An 18,821-nucleotide genomic window follows, 5' to 3' on the forward strand; every position below is an offset into this window, starting at 1 on the left:
AGCTCAGGCGCCCTGTGCCCCGGCGAGCCGCCACACGCGGTCGCGCCCCATCGGCAGAGCGTAGGGCCGCACGCCGATCGCGTCCCGGATCGCGTTCGCGAGCGCGGGAGCCACCGGGTTGTACGGAGCCTCGCTCATCGACTTCGCACCCTTCGGGCCGATGGCGTCGACCGTCTCCGCGAAGAGCACCTCCGTGCGCGGCACATCCGCGAACTGGGGGATGTGGTAGTTCCGCAGGGTGCGGGTGGCCACCCCGCCCGCGCCGTCGAGGCGCACCTCCTCGTACAGCGCCGTCCCGATCGCCTGGGCGGTGCCGCCCTCGATCTGCCCGCGCAGCTGCTCGGGGTTGATGACCACGCCGGCGTCGGCCGCCTGCACCGACCGCAGGATGCGCACCTCGCCGGTCGACTCGTCCACCGCGACGCGGAACCCGTGCACGTTGAAGGCGACAGACCGCGGGGTGCCGTCGTGCGACCCGGTGGCGACGAGAGCCTCCTCGCCCGGGGCAGCCGCGGCGACGATCGATGCCCAGCCGAGCATCCGGTCGCCGGTCCGGACGCCGTCGGGCAGGAACTCCCCGTCGCCCGCGACCGCGACGATGCGGGCGCGCAGCCGCTCGGCCGCGAGCACGAGCGCCTTGCCGGCGACGACGGTGCCCGCCGAGCCGAACGCGCCGGTGTCGTAGGGGGTCACGTCGGTGTCCGACTGCTCGATGACGATGCGCGAGACGTCGGCGTCGAGCACGTCTGCCACGAACTGCGCGTGCGCCGTGGTCGTGCCGTTGCCGAACTCCGCCGTGCCGACCCGCACCCGCAGGCGCCCGTCCGGCAGGAGGGCGACCGAGGTGTCGGCGAAGTGCCCGCGCGGCGGCATGGTCGCGATCATGGCGATGGCCATCCCCTCGCCGACGCGCCAGTCGCCGCCCTCGGGCACGGGCGCCGTGCTGTCGTCCGGCCGCGCCAGGGCCTCCTGGACGAGGTCGATGCACTGGTCGAGGCCGTAGCTGCCGAACCCGAGGTCGCTCTGCTCGTCCGGATCGGTCACCGTCATGGCGTCGCCGGGACGCACCACGTTGCGGCGGCGGAACTCGAACGGGTCCAGTCCCACCCGCCGGGCGAGCTCGTCCATCGCGGACTCGACGGCGAACGCCACCTGCCCGAGGCCGTAGCCGCGGAAGGCGCCGGACGGCGGGTTGTTCGTGTAGACGACCTCCGCATCCACCCGCTTGTTGGCGCAGCGGTAGACGGCCAGCGACTCCCCGACACTGTGGAACATCACGCCGCGCGAGTGGTTGCCGTAGGCGCCGGTGTCCGAGAGCAGGTCGACCGCGATCGCGGTGAGGCGGCCGTCGGCGTCCGCCCCGGCCCGCACGGAGACGCGCATCGGGTGCCGCACCGGCGCGACCGTGAACTGGTCCTCGCGGGTGAACTCGTACTGCACCGGCCGGCGCAACCTCAGCACGGCGGCGAGCACGAGGTCTTCGGTCAGCATCTCCTGCTTGCCGCCGAATCCGCCTCCCACCCGTACGGTGGTGACCCGCAGCTCGTCGCGGCCGAGCCCGAAGACGTGGCACAGCTCGTCGCGCACCAGCCACGGCACCTGGGAGCTCGTCCGCAGCACGAACCGGCCGTCGTCGTCGACCCAGCCGCGTGCCGCGTGGGTCTCGAGCGCGACGTGCGAGACCCGCTGCGTCGTCCACTCGCCCTCGACGACCGCGGCCGACGTCGCGAGCGCGGCCGTCACATCCCCGGCCTCCTCGTGCTTCGCGGCGATCACGTTGCGGTGCGCCTCGTCGACCCGGTCCTCCGGGGTGCGCTCGGGATGGAGGAGTGGAGCGCCGGGGGAGCGCGCGGCCTCGGGGTCGTGGACCGAGGGGAGGACCTCGTAGCCGACCTCGATCAGGCGGCAGGCCTCCTCGGCGATGGCGCGGGAGTCGGCGACGACGGCGGCGACCCGCTGGCCGCGGAACCGCATCACGGTGTCGATCAGCCGGGTGTCGTCGGGGTCGTCGGTGCGGCTCTGGTGGCGTCCGGTCGAGTAGCGCACGTCGGGCGCGTCGGCCGCGGTGAGGACGAGCCGTACCCCGGGCAGGACCTGCGCTCGCGAGGTGTCGATGGAGGTGACGCGCGCGTGCGCATGCGGGCTGCCGACCACCGCGAGGTGCAGCAGACCCTCGGTGGCGAGATCCAGGGTGTACGGCTCGCGGCCCGTGACGACCCGCTCGGCCGCCGGCGGGGCGACGGACGCGCCGAACGGTCTCCCCGCCGGCGCCTGCTCGACGTTGGCGCGCCCGCAGAGCGCGTCGCCGATCGAGCGGTAGCCGGTGCACCGGCAGAGGTTGCCCTTCATCCGCTCGGGCAGCTCCTCGCGGGGGACGTCGCCGAGGGTGGAGGCGGTGACGATCATCCCCGCCGTGCAGTACCCGCACTGGAACCCGCCGGCGTCGACGAAGGCGCGCTGCAGCGGGTGCAGGTCGCCGGGTGACCCGAGTCCGGCGACGGTCGTGATCTCGCGGTCGGCCGCGCGCTGCGCCGGGAAGATGCAGGAGTGGACGGGCGACCCGTCGACCAGCACGGTGCACGCTCCGCAGTCTCCCGCGTCGCAGCCCTTCTTGACCTCGAAGTGCTCGTGCTCGCGCAGCACGGTACGCAGGCACTGCCCGGCGGCGGGCTCGGAGGTGCGCTCCTCGCCGTTCACGGTGAACCGGATGATCCTCGCACTCATCTCGCGCCCTCTCGCTCGGCCAGCTCGGTGCGGAGCTCCTCGGCCAGCCGCAGGGTGATCGCCCTGCGCCAGTCCGGGCTCCCGTGCGGGTCGTCGTACCACTCCGGGATGGTGTCGAGCGTCGCCCGCAGTTCCGGCGCGGTGGGGATGCCGTCGAACCGGAAGCGATACGGGTGCGGCGTGGCGGCGGTCACGACGACGGTGAACCTCCCGTCGGCGTCGCGCCGGCCGACGACGAAGGCGGCGGAGCGGCCCAGCGGACGGAGGGAAGCCTTGCGCGACGCGGTCTCGCCCGTGAGCGCGAGGGCTGGCAGGTCGATGGCGCGCAGCAGGTCGCCGTGGTCGAGCACGGTCCGCCCGGGGCCGACGATGAGGTCGAGGGCGTCGAGCGTTCGCACGGTCCCATCCGGCCCCCACACCTCGAGCGAGGCGTCGAGGGCTACGGTCAGCGCGGCCATCGGTGCGGCCGCGAGCGCCAGGCAGAGGTTGCCGCCGACCGTTGCGACGTTCCACACCTTGAACGACCCGAGGAGGGCGCGGCAGCTCTCGCGGAACAGCGGCTCGGCCGTCCAGCCTGTGTCGTGGAGGGCAGCGAGCTCGGCCAGCGTGCACGTCGCCGCGAGGCGGAGACCGGCGGCGGAGGACTCCACCGCCGGCCAGGCCAGTGCCGTCAGATCGACGAGGCCGGTGACGTCGGGCTGGGGCTCGGAGAAGAGCCACGAGCCGCCCGCCAGGAACGTCTCGCCCTCAGCCAGGCGGAGTTCGGCCGGGCGGGTGGGCCGGCGGAAGCTGTCGACAGTGTTGATGTCCACGACCACCTCCAGAATGTTGACCCATTCAACATCAGGATTGTGTCGGGCTTGTTAAGACTTCGGCCCCCATGTAACAGCTTGAAGAAACCCGCCTCCGGAGCGCTGCGGACCGGTTAGGAATGACAGCGTGATGGACACCGCACTCGCCGCATGGCTCCTGGTCGCGATCTCGGCCGTGGGCATGACGGCGCTCGCCATCCACGACTGGAGGACGAGCGACGCGCCCGACGAGGAGCGTGCGACGGTCCTGCGGGAGCCCTAGCGGAACAGCTCCACGTTGTCGCCGACCCAGGTCCGGAAGGTCCGGGAGGGGCGTCCGGTGATGCGGGTGTACTCGCCGGAGATTTCCGGGGTGGCACCCACGGCGTCGCGCCAGTCGCCGATGATCTGCCGCACCCACACCTCGGGCACGTGCTGCGACAGGAGAGCGAACGACTCCGCCTCGGACTGCTCGATCACCGAGACCGGCCGGCCGATCACCGAGCCGATGGTCTCGACCTGGTCGCGCAGCGTGAGCCGCTCGGGGCCGGTGAGGACGGGAGCGGCGTCGAGGAGTGCATCCCCGGTCAGTGCGATCACGGCCACCTCGGCGATGTCCGCCTCGTGGATCGGGACCTGCACGGCGTCCGGATACGGAAGCGACACGGCGCTCTCGGCTCTCACGCTCCAGCTCCAGCGCGCCGCGTTGCTGGCGAAGCCGCCCGGCCGAAGGAACGTGTGACCGAGTCCTGAGTCCACGATCGCCCGCTCGACGCGCAGGAACCGCGACCCGTTGAAGTCGTCCTCCGCGCCGGGGAACGTCACCGCGGAGGAGGACAGCAGCACGACGTGGCGCACCCCGGAACGGCGCAGCTGGGCGGCCAGTGCTTCGGGATCGTCGAGGTCGGCGTAGAGGAAGACGCGCTCCACGCCCTCCAGGGCGGGGGCGAGCGAGGACGGGTCGTTGAGGTCCGCGGCCATCACCTCGACCTGGTCCGGGAGCGAGAGCGTCTGGGATCGACGGCTCGTCGCCCGCACCCCTTCCTCGCGCTCCAATAGCCCGGCGACGACCAGGCTCCCGATCGCGCCGCTCGCACCGACCACCAGCACCGACATGACTCCTCCTCCGTCCCGCGCTCTGACGAACGCTGTTCGCGAACAATGTTCGTCTAGAACGGTGATCGTGTCAAGCGCTATGCTGGGACCATGCCGCTGCCTGCCGAGCCCGTGTCGCGCCGGGACCGCCCGGCCAAACCGCCTCTGACGCGCCGGGCCATCGTCGATGCCGTCCTCGCGCTGATCCGCGACCGCGGGGTTGAGTCGGTGACTCTTCGCGACGTCGCAGCGGCGATGAACACCGGGCCCGCATCCCTGTACGCCTACTTCGGCAGCCGCGACCTTCTCCTGGAGCATGCGCTCGACGAGGTCTACGCGAGCGTCCGACTCGTGGATGTGGTCGAGGGCGACTGGCGGGCCGCGCTGAGCGCGACCATCGCCAACACGGTCGACGCACTCGAGTCCTATCCCGGCATCGGCGCGGTGGCGCTCGGCACCATCCCGACGCTGCCCGGGGCGCTGCGGCTGGCCGAGCACGAGCTGGCACTGATGGAGCTCGGCGGCATCCCGGAAGCGGATGCCGCGCTCGCCGTCGACCTCATCGCCCAGTTCGCGGCGAGCACCGCGGTCGAACGCGCCGTGCGCGACCGCGCGGGTGCCTCCGACGACCGCGACGACGTCCTGGCCGTCTACACGGACGCCGACCCGGAGCTGTTCCCGCGGGTGCGTCGTCTCGCGCCGCAGCTGACAGGAGCGGACGAGCGCAGGCGACGCGACTTCGCCATAGGCATCATCGTCGCGGGACTCGCCTCGACCAGTCGAGGGTGAGCGCGCCGGGCCTGCTCAGCAGCTGCGGTACGCATACCCGGCATCGTCCGGACCGGCGAGGGAGAGGGCACGTTCACAAGCTCCGCATCGGTGCGCCGGGGGCGGGCGGATGCCGTCGTTCGCGCATGAAGGCGGCATCCGCCCGCTCCCGGCGCACCGGGCGCGGGCGGGCGGTCAGGCCAGGAGGGCGGCGTCCACGGTGTGCGCGTGCAGGGAGGAGGCGAGCATCTCCATCCCCGTCCCCGGGGTGAGGGGTGCGCGGTAGCGTCCCCCTTCGATGACGGCGGGGGCGACGAAGTGCTCGTGCAGGTGGGTCGTGTACTCGATCAGCCGGTCGTGCATGCTGCCCGAGACGGCGACGAAGTCGAACATCGAGAAGTGCTGCACGGCCTCGCAGAGCCCGACGCCTCCCGCGTGCGGGCAGACGGGCACGCCGAACTTCGCCGCGAGCAGCAGGATGGCGACGTTCTCGTTCACGCCGGCGACGCGCGTGGAGTCGATCTGGACGACGGAGGCCGCCTCGGCCTGCAGCAGCTGCTTGAACAGCACCCGGCTCATACCGTGCTCGCCGGTCGCGATCCGGATGGGCGCCACCGCCCGCGCGATGGCCGCGTGCGCGAGCACGTCGTCCGGGCTGGTCGGCTCCTCCACCCAGGCCAGGTCGAAGGGGGCGAGCGCGTGGATCCACTCGATCGCCTGGTCCCGGTCCCAGCGCTGATTGGCGTCGATGGCGATGCGGATGCCGGGGCCGACGGTCTCGCGGGCGATGCCGAGCCGGCGGATGTCGTCCTCCAGCCTGTCGCCGACCTTGAGCTTGATCTGGGTGAAGCCCTCGTCCACGGCCTCGCGGGCGAGCCGACGCAGCTTGTCGTCCGAGTAGCCGAGCCAGCCGGGCGTCGTGGTGTACCCGGGGTAGCCGGAGGCCAGCAGCTCGGCCTCCCGCTCCGCGCGGCCGGGCGCCGCGGCGCGGAGGAGGTCCAGCGCCTCGTCGGGCGTGAGGGCGTCGGTGAGGTACCGGAAGTCGACGAGCGACACGAGCTCCTCGGGGCTCATGCGCGAGAGCAGCTGCCAGAGGGGGAGTCCGGCGCGCTTGGCCTTGAGGTCCCAGAACGCGTTCACGACGGCGCCGATCGCCATATGCATGACGCCCTTCTCCGGGCCGAGCCAGCGCAGCTGCGAGTCGTGGACGAACTCGCGCCAGAAGCCGCCGAGGTCGTCGAGCACCGCCTCCACGTCGCGGCCGACCACGCGGTGCGCGACGGCGTCGATGGCGGCGACCTGCACGTCGTTCCCGCGCCCGATCGTGAAGACGAACGCGTGACCTTCGATGCCGTCCCCGGCGTCCGTGGTCACCCGCAGGTAGGCCGCGGAGTAGTCGGGGTCGGGGTTCATGGCGTCGGAGCCGTCGAGCATCGCCGACGTCTCGAATCGCACGTCGAGGGTCTCGAAGCCGGTGACGATGCTCACTCCGTTGTCCTTCCGTTCGGCTAACCAATATCCTATTGGATATAGCTCGCATTCGTGCAACACGAAAGCCCGGCCCCGAAAAAGGAACCGGGCTTCGCGGCGGTCAGCCCGCCTGCTCGGCCTTCGCCAGGCTGGCCGAGATGCGCGCGTAGGACTTGGTGATGTGGTCGAGCATGGACTTCTCGGCGGTCGCCGGCTTGCCGCTGCGCAGCGCCTCAAGCACCGCCTCGTGCTCGCCGGAGGTCTCCTCCACCACGCCGTGCTGGAAGTAGATGCGGTACTGGTGCATGTGCGAGCGCAGGCGCCCGATCGCGTCGGCCAGCAGGGCGTTGCCCGAGTGCTCGGCGATCAGCCGGTGGAACTCGGCGTCCTGGTTGGCGAAGTCCTTGTAGTCCTTGAAGCGGTCGTCGCCGGTGTGCGCCGCCTGGCCGCTGCGGTGCATCGCCTCGACCAGCCCCTCCAGCTGCTTCAGCGCCTCGGCGTCGAGCTCGCCCGCGGCGTTGCGGGCGGCGTACGGCTCCAGCAGCCGCCGCATCTCGAACAGCTGGCGGAGGCCGTCGCTGTCGAGCAGAGGAGCGGCGGTGTACCCCTTGAGCGCCTTCTTGACGACGAGCCCCTCCGACTCCAGACGCGCGAGGGCCTCGCGCACCGGCGTGGGCGAGACGTTGAGCTGCCGCGCGATGCCGTCGATGCTCGCCCGGCTGCCCGGCTCGATCACCTGGTCCATCAGCAGGCCGAGCACCGCGTCGTACACGTCGTCCGCCAGCGCCCGGCGGGCCGGCAGGAAGTGTTCCCCCGATTGGATCGTCATGTGCACATCCTAGGTCTGCCGTAGCGGTTCCGAGAGGATAGAGGATGCAGGATCCTCACCCCAGCAGTCCCTCCTCCCGCAACTCCTCCCAGACCGCCTCGGGCACGGGCGCGTCGGCCAGGGCGGCGTTGCGCTCGATCTGCTCCGGGGCGTCCGCACCGAGCACCACCGTGGACACGGCCGGGTGGCGGAGCGGGAACTGCACCGCGAGCTCCGGGACGGTCGTGCCGTGGCGCTCCGCGACGTCGGCGATCCGCTCGACGCGGGCGACGAGCTCCGGCGGGGCGGCGCTGTACTCGAACGTGGCCCCGGCACGCGGCCGCTCCGTGGCGAGGATGCCGGAGGCGAAGACGGCCGCGACGGCGACCGAGACCCCGCGCTCCTGCGCCGCGGGGAGGAGCTTGTGCTCGGCGGCCGGGTCGAGCAGCGTGTAGCGGTTGGCGCACATCACGATGTCGAGGTCGGTCTCGCGGATGAAGCGGGTCAGCATCCCGGTCTGGTTCATGCCGGCGCCGTAGGAGCGGATGACGCCCTGCGAGCGCAGCTCCTCTAGGGCGGGGAACGCGCCCTCCAGCGCCTCCCGCTCGAACTCGTCGGGGTCGTGCACGAACAGCACGTCGATGCGGTCGACGCCGAGCCGCGCCAGCGAGTCCTCGACCGAGCGCAGCACGCCGTCGCGGGAGTAGTCCCTCCGCCGGCGGCGCGTGGCTGGCACGTCGAACAGGTTCGCGATGTCGGTCTCGCCCGGCCGGTAGTCCGGGTTCGGTTCGATCACGCGGCCGACCTTCGTCGACAGCACGTACTCGTCGCGCGGCAGGTCGCGCAGGCCCGCGCCGAGCCGCTCCTCCGAGAGGCCGACCCCGTAATGCGGTGCGGTGTCGAAATAGCGGATGCCCGCCTGCCACGCCGCGGGGACGATCCGCGGCCAGACGTCCTCCGGCCGTGCGGCGTAGAGATTGCCGAGCGCCGCAGCGCCGTAGCCGATCGGCCCGACGGTGAGCCCGCCGCGTCCGAACGGCCGGGACGTGCGCAGCATCAGGCCACCCGCAGAGCGTCGACGGCGTCCAGGTCCCACTCGATGCCCAGCCCGGGAGACGAGGGCGCGAGGGCTCGCCCGTCGCGGATCGCAAGCTCCGAGCGCGTCACCGCGCGCAGCTGCGGGATGTGCTCCAGGTAGAGCGCGTTCGGCACCGCGCAGCACAGCGACACGTGCAGCTCCATCAGGAAGTGCGGCGCGACCGAGACGTTGAAGGCCTCGGCGAGGTGCGCGACCTTGAGCCACGGGGTGATCCCGCCGACCCGGGCGACGTCCACCTGGACGATGGAGGCGGCACCCGACTGCAGGTACTCGCGGAAGTGCCCGACCGAGTAGATGGACTCGCCGACCGCGACCGGCACGCTGGTCGACTCCGCGAGCCGCCGGTGGCCCGCCACGTCCTCGGCGGGGAGCGGCTCCTCGAACCAGAAGATGTCCAGCTTCTCGAACAGCGCGGCGCGGCGGATCGCCTCGGCGGCGGTCATGGACTGGTTGGCGTCGACCATGATGTCCATCCTGTCCCCGACGGCCTCCCGCACGGCGAGCAGCCGGTCGTAGTCCTCGTGCGCGCGCGGCTTGCCGACCTTGATCTTCACTCCGCCGAGGCCCCTGGCCTGCGACTCGAGCGCCTGAGCGACGAGCTCGTCCGTGCCGAAGTGCAGCCACCCTCCCTCGGTGTCGTAGAGCGGGATGCTCGGCTGCGCGCCGCCGGCGACCACCCAGAGCGGGAGCCCGGCGGCCTTGCAGCGTGCGTCCCACACGGCCGTGTCGACCGCGGCCAGGGCGAGCGAGGTGATCAGCCCGACCGTGGTCGCCCGGGTCGAGGAGAACAGGGCGCGCCAGACGTCCTCCGGGCGGTTCGCGTCCAGCCCCACGAGCACGTCGAGCAGCGTCTCGCGCAGCAGGCTCAGCACGGCGCCACCGCCGGTGCCGATGGTGTAGCTGTAGCCGATGCCTTCGACGCCGCCCGCGGTGCGGAGGCGGACGAAGATCGTCTCCTGCTTGAGGAACGACTGCACCGCATCCGTGCGGACGGTCTCCACCTCCAGGTCGCTGAGCCAGGCCTCGGCGCTGACGATCGTGCCGTCGACGGAGGTGCGGGAGGCGGGAGGGGCGAGGGTCATGGTTCTTCCTTCTGGTGTCGGCACGGGTCAGCGTCCGCCGAAGCCGCCGAGGGCGACGCCCTTGATCAGCTGGCGCTGCAGCACGGCGACGATGATCAGCGACGGGATGATCGCGATGGTGGAGGCGGCCATCATCAGGCTCCACTGGGTGCCGTGCTCGCCGGTGAACATGGAGAGACCGAGCGGCACAGTCGCAAGCTCCTGGCTGTTGATGATGATGAGCGGCCACAGGTAGGAGTTGTAGTAGCCGACGAAGGAGAAGACGCCGAGCACCGAGATCGGGGCGGTGAGCTGCGGGAGCAGCACCGACCACAGCGTCCGGAAGCGGGAGGCGCCGTCGATCAGCGCGGCCTCCTCGAACTCGACCGGGATGGTGAGGAAGAACTGCCGCAGCAGGAACGTGCCGAACGCGGTGAAAGCGAACGGGATGATCAGAGCCGCGTACGTGTCGACCAGGCCGAGCTGGTTCATCATGATGAACAGCGGGACGACCAGCACCTCCTGCGGGAGCACCAGCGTCAGCACGTAGAGCAGGAACAGCCGGTCGCGGTACTTGAACCGCAGCCGCGAGAACGCGTAGGCGGACAGCACCGCCACGATCACCGACAGCAGCGCGCCGCAGATCGAGACGAAGAAGCCGTTGAAGATGAACCGCCCGAACGGCACCAGCGTCCAGGCGTCGACGAAGTTCGACCACTTCACCTCGGAGCCGATGAAGGACGGCTTCGGCGAGAACACCTCGGACTCGGGCTTCAGGGCCGAGAAGAACATCCAGATGAACGGGAAGGTGAAGACCAACGCCACCACCGCCATCACCAGGGTGTTCAGCCAGGTCTTGGCGACGACCGCGCGCTGGGCGGGGCGCAGCCGGCGGCGGCCGCGGGTGAGCGTGTCACTTGTCATAGTTGACCCACCTCTTCTGGCCGGCGAACTGCAGCGCGGTGATGAGCATGACGACGATGAACAGCATCCACGCCAGCGCCGAGGCGTAGCCGAGACGGTCGAAGACGAAGCCGTTGCGGTACAGGTACAGCACGAACGTGTTCGTCGCCTCGCCGGGGCCTCCCTGGGTCAGGATCTGCGGCTGCACGAACACCTGGAAGGCGCCGATCATCGTCATCGTCATGGTGAAGAACAGCGAGGGCGAGATCATCGGCAGGATGATCGAGCGCAGCCGCTGCCAGGCGTTCGTGCCGTCCATCCGCGACGCCTCGAGGATCTCCTTCGGGATGCCGCCGAGGCCGGCGGAGAGCACGATCACGTTGTAGCCGAACGACTGCCACACCGACATCGCGATCACCGACGCCAGCGCGAACCGGGAGTCGGAGAGCCAGCTCGGCCCGTCGATGCCGATGCCGGCGAGGGCCGAGTTGACCAGTCCGTCGTCGCTCAGCAGCAGGCGCCAGACGAGGGCGTTGGCCACCATCGGCGTGATCGCCGGGAGGAAGAAGACGACCCGCCAGAAGCCCGCGAACTTGATCCGGGTGTTCAGCCAGAGCGAGACCGCAAGGGCGAGGACCAGGTTGAGCGCCGTGTAGACGAAGGCGAAGATCACCGTGTTGAGCAGCACGGTGTAGAAGGTGGGGTCGCTGAACAGCTTCTGGTAGTTGGCGAGGCCGAGGAAGGTCGGCGAGCCGAAGAGCGGCCACTCGAACAGGCTGATGACCAGCGAGCCGATCAGCGGCACCACGATGAAGAAGACGAACCCGGCGAGCCCGGGCCACAGGTAGGCGAGGGCCGTCCAGCCGTCGCCGCGGCGCTTGCGGCCGAGGCGCGGGGGAGTGGGGTGCGGCACGCCGAACGGGCGGGTCGCGGGCGCGGCGGGCGCCGCCGTCTCCTCCGAGACGACGGCGCCCGTGATCAGCGGTGAGGCCATGCCCTAGTTCCCCACCGAGTTCTGGATCGTGCTCAGCACGTCCTTCGCGGTCTTGTCACCCCGGTATCCTTCGACGCCGTACTGGGTGAACAGGGTCTCCACCTGGTTCCAGGTGGGGGTGGTGAGCTGCGCCGTCGCGTTCTTCAGCAGCGCCTGCACCGCGGCGTACGCCTCGGGCGACTTGCCCTCCGCCCAGGCGGACTGCGCATCGGCCCGCGAGGGGACGATGCCGCGCTTCTCGGCCTGGCCCTTCAGGACGCTGGTGTCGGTCATGGCGACGATCGCCTTGAACGCGCCGTCCGGGTCCTTGCAGTTCTTCGCGATGCCGAAGCCGGAGCCTGCGGTCATGCCGTGCGCGTCGCCGGAGGTGCTCGGGACGATGGTGACGCCCATCTTGAACTTCGCGGCCTCGGCGAAGGTGCCGTACATCCACGGTCCCTCGATCAGCATGTCGACGGCTCCGCTGGTGAAGGCCGCCTGCGACGCGTCGGAGCCGTCGGCGGCCTCCGGCGCCTTGGCGATGCCCTCCTTGCTCACCAGGTCGAAGTACGACTGCACCTGGTCGACGAGCTTGGAGTTGGTCAGGTCGAGCTTCGAGCCCTTCACCGCCTCCGCGCCGTCGGCGATCGCCCAGGCGTTCGGGATGAAGAAGCCGGGGGAGATCGCGAGCGCCTTGTGGTCGCCCGTGGTCAGCTTCTTCGCGTCGGCGAGGAACTGCTCCCGGCTGTAGCTGGTGCTCGGCGCCTGAAGCCCGGCCTTCGCGAAGTTGTCCGCGTTGTAGTACAGGACGATCGGCTCCGCGTCGTAGGGGATGGCGCGGATGGTCCCGTCGACCGTCATGCCCTTGAGCATCGAGGAGTCGAACGCGGACGTGTCGAGCTTGTACTTCTTGATCAGGTCGTCGAGCGGCATGAGCAGCCCGGACAGCTCCTGGGCCCGTGCGGCCTGCGTGGTCAGCAGGCAGGGCGGGTTGGAGCCGCTGAGGCGGGTCTTGACCTTGGTCCAGTAGTCGTTGAAGCTCGGTCCCTCGATGGTGACGTCGAGGCTCGGATCGACCTTCTTGCCGAGGTCGATGAAGGACTGCCACTGGTCGCGGTCGCTCTGACTGCTGACCCAGGTGTACATGCTGATCGGGCCGCCCTTGGCGTCGCCCCCGCTCCCGCCGGCACAACCGGCCAGGGCGGTGAGGGCTCCCGTGATGAGGACGGCGGTTCCGATCCGGATCGCCCTGCTCTTGCTTCGTGCTGTCACGTGCTGTGCCTCCTCCATTGGATTCACGCGGTTCGGGTGATGCAGATCCTATAGGGTCTACGATATAGGCTCTGCGGCGAGCTTAGAGGTGAGAGTCCGCCGCGGTCAAGCGAAATCGATCGCGATCACGTCGATCGGGGCTCCGGACGGCTGCGGAGCCGGGATGCGCAGCTCGCCGAGCGGGTCGACGCCGGGGGCCGGCTGCTCGTGCACCTCAAGGTTCACCTCGTAGGGCAGCGGGTCGCCGGTGGCCAGCAGGCGCGCGCCGGGTCACCCGGCCGACCGGGATGCCACGGACCACGACCTGCTCGATCGGGCGCGCGACGAGGTGCAGGTACAGCGTGCCCGGCCGGGCCGTCGACGGACCGTAGTAGTCCACGCCGACCGTGGGGGAGACGCCGACGACGCTCTCGGCGTGCACGTCCATCCACGCGCCGATCTCCTCCAGTGTGCGCACCTGCGACTCGTTCAGGCTTCCGTCGCCCTTCGGGCCGATGTTGAGCAGGAGGTTGCCGCCGCGGCTCGCGACCTCGATCAGCGTGGTGATGAGCGAGGTCGTGCTCTTGCTCTTCGTGTCGCCGGGACGCCAGGCCCACATCTGCCCGATCGTCATGCACAGTTCCCACGGCCCCTCCGGCGCGGTCACCGGGAAGCCCTGCTCGGGCGTCTTGTAGTCGCCCTGGCCGAGCAGGCGGTCGTTGATCACCACGTCGGGCTGGAGCGACTTGATCAGGCTGCGCAGCCCGGCGCTGTCCCACTCCTCCTCCGACCGCTCCCACTCGCCGTCGAACCAGAGCAGGTCGATGGTGCCGTACTCCGTCAGGAGCTCGGTGAGCTGACCGCGCAGGTACTGCTGGTAGCGCTGCCACTGCTCCGCGGTCGGGCGGCGGTGCCGGTCGTCCGCGACCGGGGTCCCTGCGTTCGCCGGGTCGCCGGCGGCCGGCCAGTGCTCCAGCGCGTAGGGGCGGTCCTCCATCCGGAAGGCCGGGTAGTCGGGGTGGTTCCAGTCCGGGAGGCTGTAGTAGATGCCGACGCGGATGCCCTCCGCGCGGATCGCCTCGACGAACTCCCGCGTGATGTCGCGGCCGAACGGCGAGTGCTCGATGCCGAAGTCCGAGTGCTCGGTGTGGAACATGGCGTAGCCGGCGTGGTGGCGGGCCGTGAAGACGACGTAGCGGGCGCCGGCGCGCTTGGCGAGGCGGGCGAGCGCGACCGCATCCCACTCCACGGGGTCGAAGGTCGCCGCCGTCGACTGGTACTCCTCGACCGTCACGGTGTCCTCGACGCCGTCGGAACCCGGGATGATGGAACGGCCGACCAGCGGCCAGGAGATCTCGATGCCCTGCTGGCTGGCGTGGTCCCAATGCACGAACAGTCCGAAGCCTGCTCCGATGAACCACTCGCCGCCCGGCAGGCGGAAGTCGGTGGGCCGGACGAACGAGGCGGGTGGTGCGTCGAGCGTGGTGGTCACAAGGCTCTCCTTCGAGTCATTGAGCGCAGATGCTATTGCCTATAGGATATGGACGCGGTCGGCATTCCACAATCGCGGCCGGCATCCATTCGACGACGAAGGAGACCCAGCGTGGCCATGTTCACAGACGACCCCGTCCGCCCGGAGAACTACCGCCGCTTCGAGCGCGAGGTGCCGGAATGGTTCACCGACGCGAAGCTGGGCATCTTCGTGCACTGGGGCCCGTACTCGGTCCCGGCGTGGGCCGAGCCGATCGGCGAGCTGGGCACCATCGACCCGAAGTACTGGTTCGCGCACAACCCGTACGCCGAGTGGTACTACAACACCATCCGCATCCCGGGCAGCCCGGCGGCCGAGCACCAGCGCGAGGTGTACGGGGGCGCGCCCTACGACGACTTCCTCGACCAGTGGGACCCGGCCGAGTTCGACCCCGACGCGTTCATGGCCCTGGTCAAGAGCACCGGCGCCCGCTACTTCGTGCCGACGACCAAGCATCACGACGGTGTGACCCTGTGGGATGCGCCCGGCACCGACGGCCGCAACACGGTGGCCCGCGGACCGCACCGCGACCTGGTCGGCGACTTCGAGCGCGCGGCGCGGGCGGCGGGCATCCGCTTCGGCGTCTACTACTCGGGAGGCCTCGACTGGCACTTCGCCGACCTCGAGCCGATCACGGACAACGGGCAGGCGTTCCGTCGCCCGGTCGACGCCGCCTACGCCGAGTACGCCTACGAGCACGTCTCCGACCTGATCGACCGCTACCGGCCCGACGTGCTGTGGGGCGACATCGAGTGGCCCGACGCGGGCAAGCCGAGCGGGCCGTTCAGCATGGAGCGGCTGTTCGACAAGTTCTACGAGGCCGCGCCGGACGGCGTCTCCAACGACCGCTGGGGCACGACGCACTGGGACTTCCGCACCAGCGAGTACCAGAACGGCACGAACGTCGAGGGCAGCGGCGCATGGGAGAACTGCCGCGGGATCGGCTACTCGTTCGGCCACAACACGCAGGAGGACGAGCGGCACCTGCTCAGCGGACCGGACGCGGTCGCGTCGTTCGTCGACATCGTCTCCCGCGGCGGCAACCTGCTGCTCAACGTCGGGCTGACCGCGCGCGGCACCGTTCCCGACCTGCAGCGGCGGACGCTGGAGCACCTGGCGGCCTGGAACGCGATCAACGGGGAGGCGGTGTTCGGCTCCCGGCCGCTCGACCCGTCGATCGCCGCCGCCTCCGACGAGCCGTGGCTGCGCTGGACGCGGACCGGCGACGTGGCGAACGCCTTCGTCGGCGCGACCGGGTCGGTGCGTCTCGACGGCGTCTCGGCGGCCGTCCTCGCCGAGACCGCCCGGCTCGCCGACGGCTCGGCTCTCGCGGTGTCGCGGGACGGCGACGCGCTCGTGGCCGAGCTGCCGGCGCCGTCCGTCGCCGGGCCGACCCTCGTGCGCTTCGACCTGGCCGCCGCATGACGCTCGACGCCCACCTGCACCTCTGGGACCTCGAGCACGGCACGTACTCATGGCTGAGCGACGCCGTCGCGCCGATCAACCGCACCTTCCGGTTCGAGGAGGTCGAGCCGCAGCTGCGCGCGACGGGAGTGGACCGGGTCGTGCTGGTGCAGGCGGCGGGCACGTCGGAGGACTCGGCGGCGATGTTCGCGGTCGCCGCGCAGCAGCCCATGGTCGCCGGGGTGGTGGCCTGGGTCGACCTCCGGGATCCGTCCGCGGTCGGCGACGCCCTCGACAGCTGGGCCGCCGCAGGGCCGCTGGTCGGCATCCGGCACCTCATCCACGACGAGGCGGACCCGGACTGGCTCGCCCAGCCGGCTGTCCACCGCTCGCTCGCGGTGCTGGCGTCCCGCGGCCTCGCCTACGACGTGATCGGGGTGCTGCCCCGGCACCTGGAGCACGCGGTCGCCCTCGCGGACGAGCTGCCCGAGCTGCGGCTCGTGGTGGACCACCTCGGGACGCCGCCGGTCGGGTCGGAGGCGGGCGAGTGGGGGAGGCTCATCGACGAGCTCGGGAGCCGGCCCAATGTCTTCGTGAAGCTGTCGGGCCTCACCACGCTCGGCCCCGCCGGCCGGGCGTCGGCCGGCGACCTCCGGCCGTACGTCGACCGCGCGCTCGACGCGTTCGGCCCGTCGCGCATGCTGTACGGCGGCGACTGGCCGGTCTCGACCCTGGCGACCCCGTACGCGGAGACGTTCGCCGTCGCGCGCGAGCTGATCGCGGCGCTGACCCCCGCCGAACGCGACGACATCCTCGCCGGCTCCGCCGCCCGCGCGTACCGCCTCCCCTGACCCGCGCGATTTGGCGCAAATCGTGGGTATGCGTGCGGCGATGACCGCGATTTGCGCCAAATCTCAGGCGTCTGTGGGCTCGGCCGCGTGGTGACGGAGGGGGTGGAGGCGGGTCAGCTGGGTGACGTGGGCGGGGGTGAGTTCGTCGAGGGTGCGGACTTGGAGGAGTTTCATGGTGCGCACGAGTTGGTCGGTGAGGATGTGGATGGTGCGGTCGACGCCTTCGCGGCCGCCGGCCATGAGCCCGTAGAGGTAGGCGCGGCCGATGAGGGTGAACTTGGCGCCGAGGGCGTAGGCGGCGATGATGTCGGCGCCGTTCATGATCCCGGTGTCCACCGCGATCTCCGTGTGGTGGCCGACCTCGCGGGCGACGGTGGGGAGGAGGTGGAAGGGGATGGGGGCCCGGTCCAGTTGCCGTCCGCCGTGGTTGGACAAGACGATGCCGTCGACGCCGTGGTCGGTGAGCGTCTTCGCGTCCTCCAGGGTCTGCACCCCTTTGATGACGAGTTTCCCCGGCCAGAGCGCCCGGATCTCGGCGAGGTCGTCGTAGTCGATGGAGGGGTCCATGGCGGCGTTGAGGAGGTCGCCGACGGTGCCGCCGGTCGCGGACAGGGACGCGAACTCCAGTTTCGGGGTGGTCAGGAAGTCGTACCACCACCACGGCCTGGGGATCGCGTTCAGGATCGTGCCCAGGGTCAGCTGGGGTGGGATGGAGAACCCGTTGCGCTTATCCCGCAACCGCGCCCCCGCCACCGGGGTGTCCACGGTGAAGAACAGGGTGTCGAACCCGGCCGCGGCGGCCCGTTCGACCAGCCCGTACGAAATCTCTTTCTGCCGCATCACATACAGCTGGAACCAGTTCCGCCCGTGCGGGTTCGCCGCTTTCACCCCCTCGATCGACGTCGTCCCCAACGTCGATAACGTGAACGGGATCCCTGCCGCACCGGCAGCACCGGCGCCCGCGGTCTCGCCCTCGGTCTGCATCAGGCGGGTGAACCCGGTCGGGGCGATCCCGAACGGCAGAGCCGACGGGCCACCCCAGATCTGACACGACGTGTCGACGGTGGACACGTCCTTCAGGATCGAGGGGTGGAACTCCACATCCTGGAACGCCTGCCTGGCCCGCGCCAACGACAACTCCCCCTCGGCCGCGCCTTCCGTGTAATCGAACGCCGCCTTCGGCGTCCTGCGGCGAGCGATCCGGCGCAGGTCCTCGATCGTCAACGCCGACTCCAGACGACGCTTCTTCAGATCAAGCTCCGGCTTCTTGAACTGCATGAGTTCCAGCAACTCCGCCGGACGCGGAAACTGACGATCGACCATGTGCGGGCTCACCTCCGGGGACGCAGCGAGTACATCCCGCCGTCGACGGGCAGTATGACGCCATTGCTCGCCCCCGACGACGGCGAGGCGAGATAGGCGACGGCCTCGGCGACCTCCTGCGGCTGCACGAGTCGGCCGCTCGGCTGACGCGCCTCCAGTGCGGCGCGCTCGGCCTCCGGGTCGGCAGCCGAGTCGAGCAGGCGACCCACCCAGGGGGTGTCGGCGGTGCCGGGGGCGACCGCGTTGACGCGGATCCCGAGCGGGAGGCAGTCGGCGGCGATCGCGAGCGTCATGGCCGAGATCGCGCCCTTCGACGCGGAGTACAGCACCCGCTGCGGGAGCCCCGCCCAGGCCGCGATGGAGCTCGTCAGCACCACGGCAGGCGAGGGCGACTCGCGCAGGTGCGGCATCGCGTGGCGCACCGTGCGGGCCGAGCCGATGACGTTCACGTTCAGCACGCGCATCCACTCGTCGTCATCGTTCGCCTCGATGTCGCCCTGCGCTCCGATGCCGGCGTTGGCGATGACGACGTCCAGGCGGCCGGCCCGCGCGACCACCTCGGCGATCGCTTCGCGCACGCTGGCGTCGTCGCCGATGTCGCAGCGGACGCCGGTGTGCGGCGCGGCCACGGCGTCGGGCGCCAGGTCGAGCGCGAACACGCGCGCGCCCTGCGCGGCCAGCTCGTCGGCGATCGCTTTGCCGAGCCCGGACGCGCCGCCCGTCACGGCGGCCACCAGGCCATCGAAGTGCGACATCCTCGTCTCCTTGC

General features: G+C 70.8%; 17 protein-coding genes. 4 read left to right on the top strand and 13 right to left on the bottom strand.

What is annotated here, in order from left to right; genetic code table 11:
• Positions 1-3: 3 nt before the first annotated feature.
• Positions 4-2,724: a molybdopterin-dependent oxidoreductase gene (locus tag P5G59_RS08730; RefSeq protein WP_301218011.1), complete on the bottom strand. Its 2,721-nt coding sequence runs from the start codon at positions 2,722-2,724 to the stop codon at positions 4-6.
• The gene (locus tag P5G59_RS08735) at positions 2,721-3,536 is read right to left on the bottom strand and encodes an FAD binding domain-containing protein (protein ID WP_301218013.1); all 816 of its coding nucleotides are present in this window, start codon (positions 3,534-3,536) and stop codon (positions 2,721-2,723) included. The genes P5G59_RS08730 and P5G59_RS08735 overlap by 4 nt, the downstream gene beginning before the upstream one ends.
• A gap of 127 nt (positions 3,537-3,663) precedes the next feature.
• Here P5G59_RS08735 and P5G59_RS08740 point away from each other — a divergent pair, with 127 nt between their 5' ends.
• Complete coding sequence (locus tag P5G59_RS08740; protein ID WP_301218015.1) at positions 3,664-3,798, top strand: hypothetical protein; 135 nt, start codon at positions 3,664-3,666, stop codon at positions 3,796-3,798.
• On the opposite strand, the gene P5G59_RS08745 is transcribed toward P5G59_RS08740, so the two are convergent.
• The gene (locus P5G59_RS08745) at positions 3,795-4,631 is read right to left on the bottom strand and encodes an SDR family oxidoreductase (protein ID WP_301218017.1); all 837 of its coding nucleotides are present in this window, start codon (positions 4,629-4,631) and stop codon (positions 3,795-3,797) included. The genes P5G59_RS08740 and P5G59_RS08745 overlap by 4 nt on opposite strands.
• Positions 4,632-4,721: 90 nt before the next feature.
• On the opposite strand from P5G59_RS08745, the gene P5G59_RS08750 reads away from it, so the two are divergent.
• Positions 4,722-5,399, top strand: coding sequence for a TetR/AcrR family transcriptional regulator (locus tag P5G59_RS08750; protein WP_301218019.1), 678 nt, complete (start codon positions 4,722-4,724; stop codon positions 5,397-5,399).
• Positions 5,400-5,573: 174 nt separating this feature from the next.
• Here the strand turns inward: P5G59_RS08750 and P5G59_RS08755 are convergent, their stop codons facing one another.
• The 8 genes from P5G59_RS08755 to P5G59_RS08790 all read right to left on the bottom strand — a co-directional run bounded on the left by P5G59_RS08755 (position 5,574) and on the right by P5G59_RS08790 (position 14,435).
• Complete coding sequence (locus P5G59_RS08755) at positions 5,574-6,866, bottom strand: enolase C-terminal domain-like protein (RefSeq protein ID WP_301218021.1); 1,293 nt, start codon at positions 6,864-6,866, stop codon at positions 5,574-5,576.
• 103 nt (positions 6,867-6,969) lie between these two features.
• Positions 6,970-7,677, bottom strand: a complete 708-nt coding sequence (locus tag P5G59_RS08760; RefSeq protein WP_301218024.1) for a GntR family transcriptional regulator — start codon at positions 7,675-7,677, stop codon at positions 6,970-6,972.
• 55 nt (positions 7,678-7,732) lie between these two features.
• Entirely contained in the window at positions 7,733-8,713 is a 981-nt protein-coding gene (locus P5G59_RS08765) for an aldo/keto reductase (protein ID WP_301218026.1), read from the bottom strand.
• A complete protein-coding gene (locus tag P5G59_RS08770; RefSeq protein ID WP_301218028.1) occupies positions 8,713-9,837 on the bottom strand; it encodes a mandelate racemase/muconate lactonizing enzyme family protein in 1,125 nt (374 codons plus the stop codon). Before P5G59_RS08770 ends, P5G59_RS08765 begins: the two co-directional genes overlap by 1 nt.
• A gap of 27 nt (positions 9,838-9,864) precedes the next feature.
• A complete protein-coding gene (locus P5G59_RS08775) occupies positions 9,865-10,740 on the bottom strand; it encodes a carbohydrate ABC transporter permease (RefSeq protein WP_301218030.1) in 876 nt (291 codons plus the stop codon).
• Positions 10,730-11,713: a carbohydrate ABC transporter permease gene (locus tag P5G59_RS08780; RefSeq protein ID WP_301218033.1), complete on the bottom strand. Its 984-nt coding sequence runs from the start codon at positions 11,711-11,713 to the stop codon at positions 10,730-10,732. The genes P5G59_RS08775 and P5G59_RS08780 overlap by 11 nt, the downstream gene beginning before the upstream one ends.
• A 3-nt stretch (positions 11,714-11,716) precedes the next feature.
• Positions 11,717-12,964, bottom strand: a complete 1,248-nt coding sequence (locus P5G59_RS08785) for an ABC transporter substrate-binding protein (RefSeq protein ID WP_301218035.1) — start codon at positions 12,962-12,964, stop codon at positions 11,717-11,719.
• A gap of 214 nt (positions 12,965-13,178) precedes the next feature.
• A complete protein-coding gene (locus tag P5G59_RS08790) occupies positions 13,179-14,435 on the bottom strand; it encodes an alpha-L-fucosidase (protein WP_301218037.1) in 1,257 nt (418 codons plus the stop codon).
• 117 nt (positions 14,436-14,552) lie between these two features.
• On the opposite strand from P5G59_RS08790, the gene P5G59_RS08795 reads away from it, so the two are divergent.
• Together P5G59_RS08795 and P5G59_RS08800 are read left to right on the top strand one after the other, a co-directional pair.
• Positions 14,553-15,899, top strand: coding sequence for an alpha-L-fucosidase (locus P5G59_RS08795; RefSeq protein ID WP_301218805.1), 1,347 nt, complete (start codon positions 14,553-14,555; stop codon positions 15,897-15,899).
• Positions 15,896-16,729, top strand: coding sequence for an amidohydrolase family protein (locus tag P5G59_RS08800; protein WP_301218040.1), 834 nt, complete (start codon positions 15,896-15,898; stop codon positions 16,727-16,729). The genes P5G59_RS08795 and P5G59_RS08800 overlap by 4 nt, the downstream gene beginning before the upstream one ends.
• A gap of 63 nt (positions 16,730-16,792) precedes the next feature.
• Here P5G59_RS08800 and P5G59_RS08805 read toward each other — a convergent pair whose 3' ends face one another.
• A complete protein-coding gene (locus P5G59_RS08805; RefSeq protein WP_301218043.1) occupies positions 16,793-18,052 on the bottom strand; it encodes an alpha-hydroxy acid oxidase in 1,260 nt (419 codons plus the stop codon).
• Positions 18,053-18,060: 8 nt separating this feature from the next.
• Positions 18,061-18,807 (bottom strand): SDR family NAD(P)-dependent oxidoreductase, encoded by a 747-nt coding sequence (locus P5G59_RS08810; protein WP_301218046.1) that lies wholly within the window; start codon positions 18,805-18,807, stop codon positions 18,061-18,063.
• Between the last annotated feature and the right edge of the window lie 14 nt (positions 18,808-18,821).

The organism is Leifsonia virtsii, from assembly GCF_030433675.1.
GTDB classification, from domain to species: Bacteria; Actinomycetota; Actinomycetes; order Actinomycetales; family Microbacteriaceae; genus Leifsonia; species Leifsonia virtsii.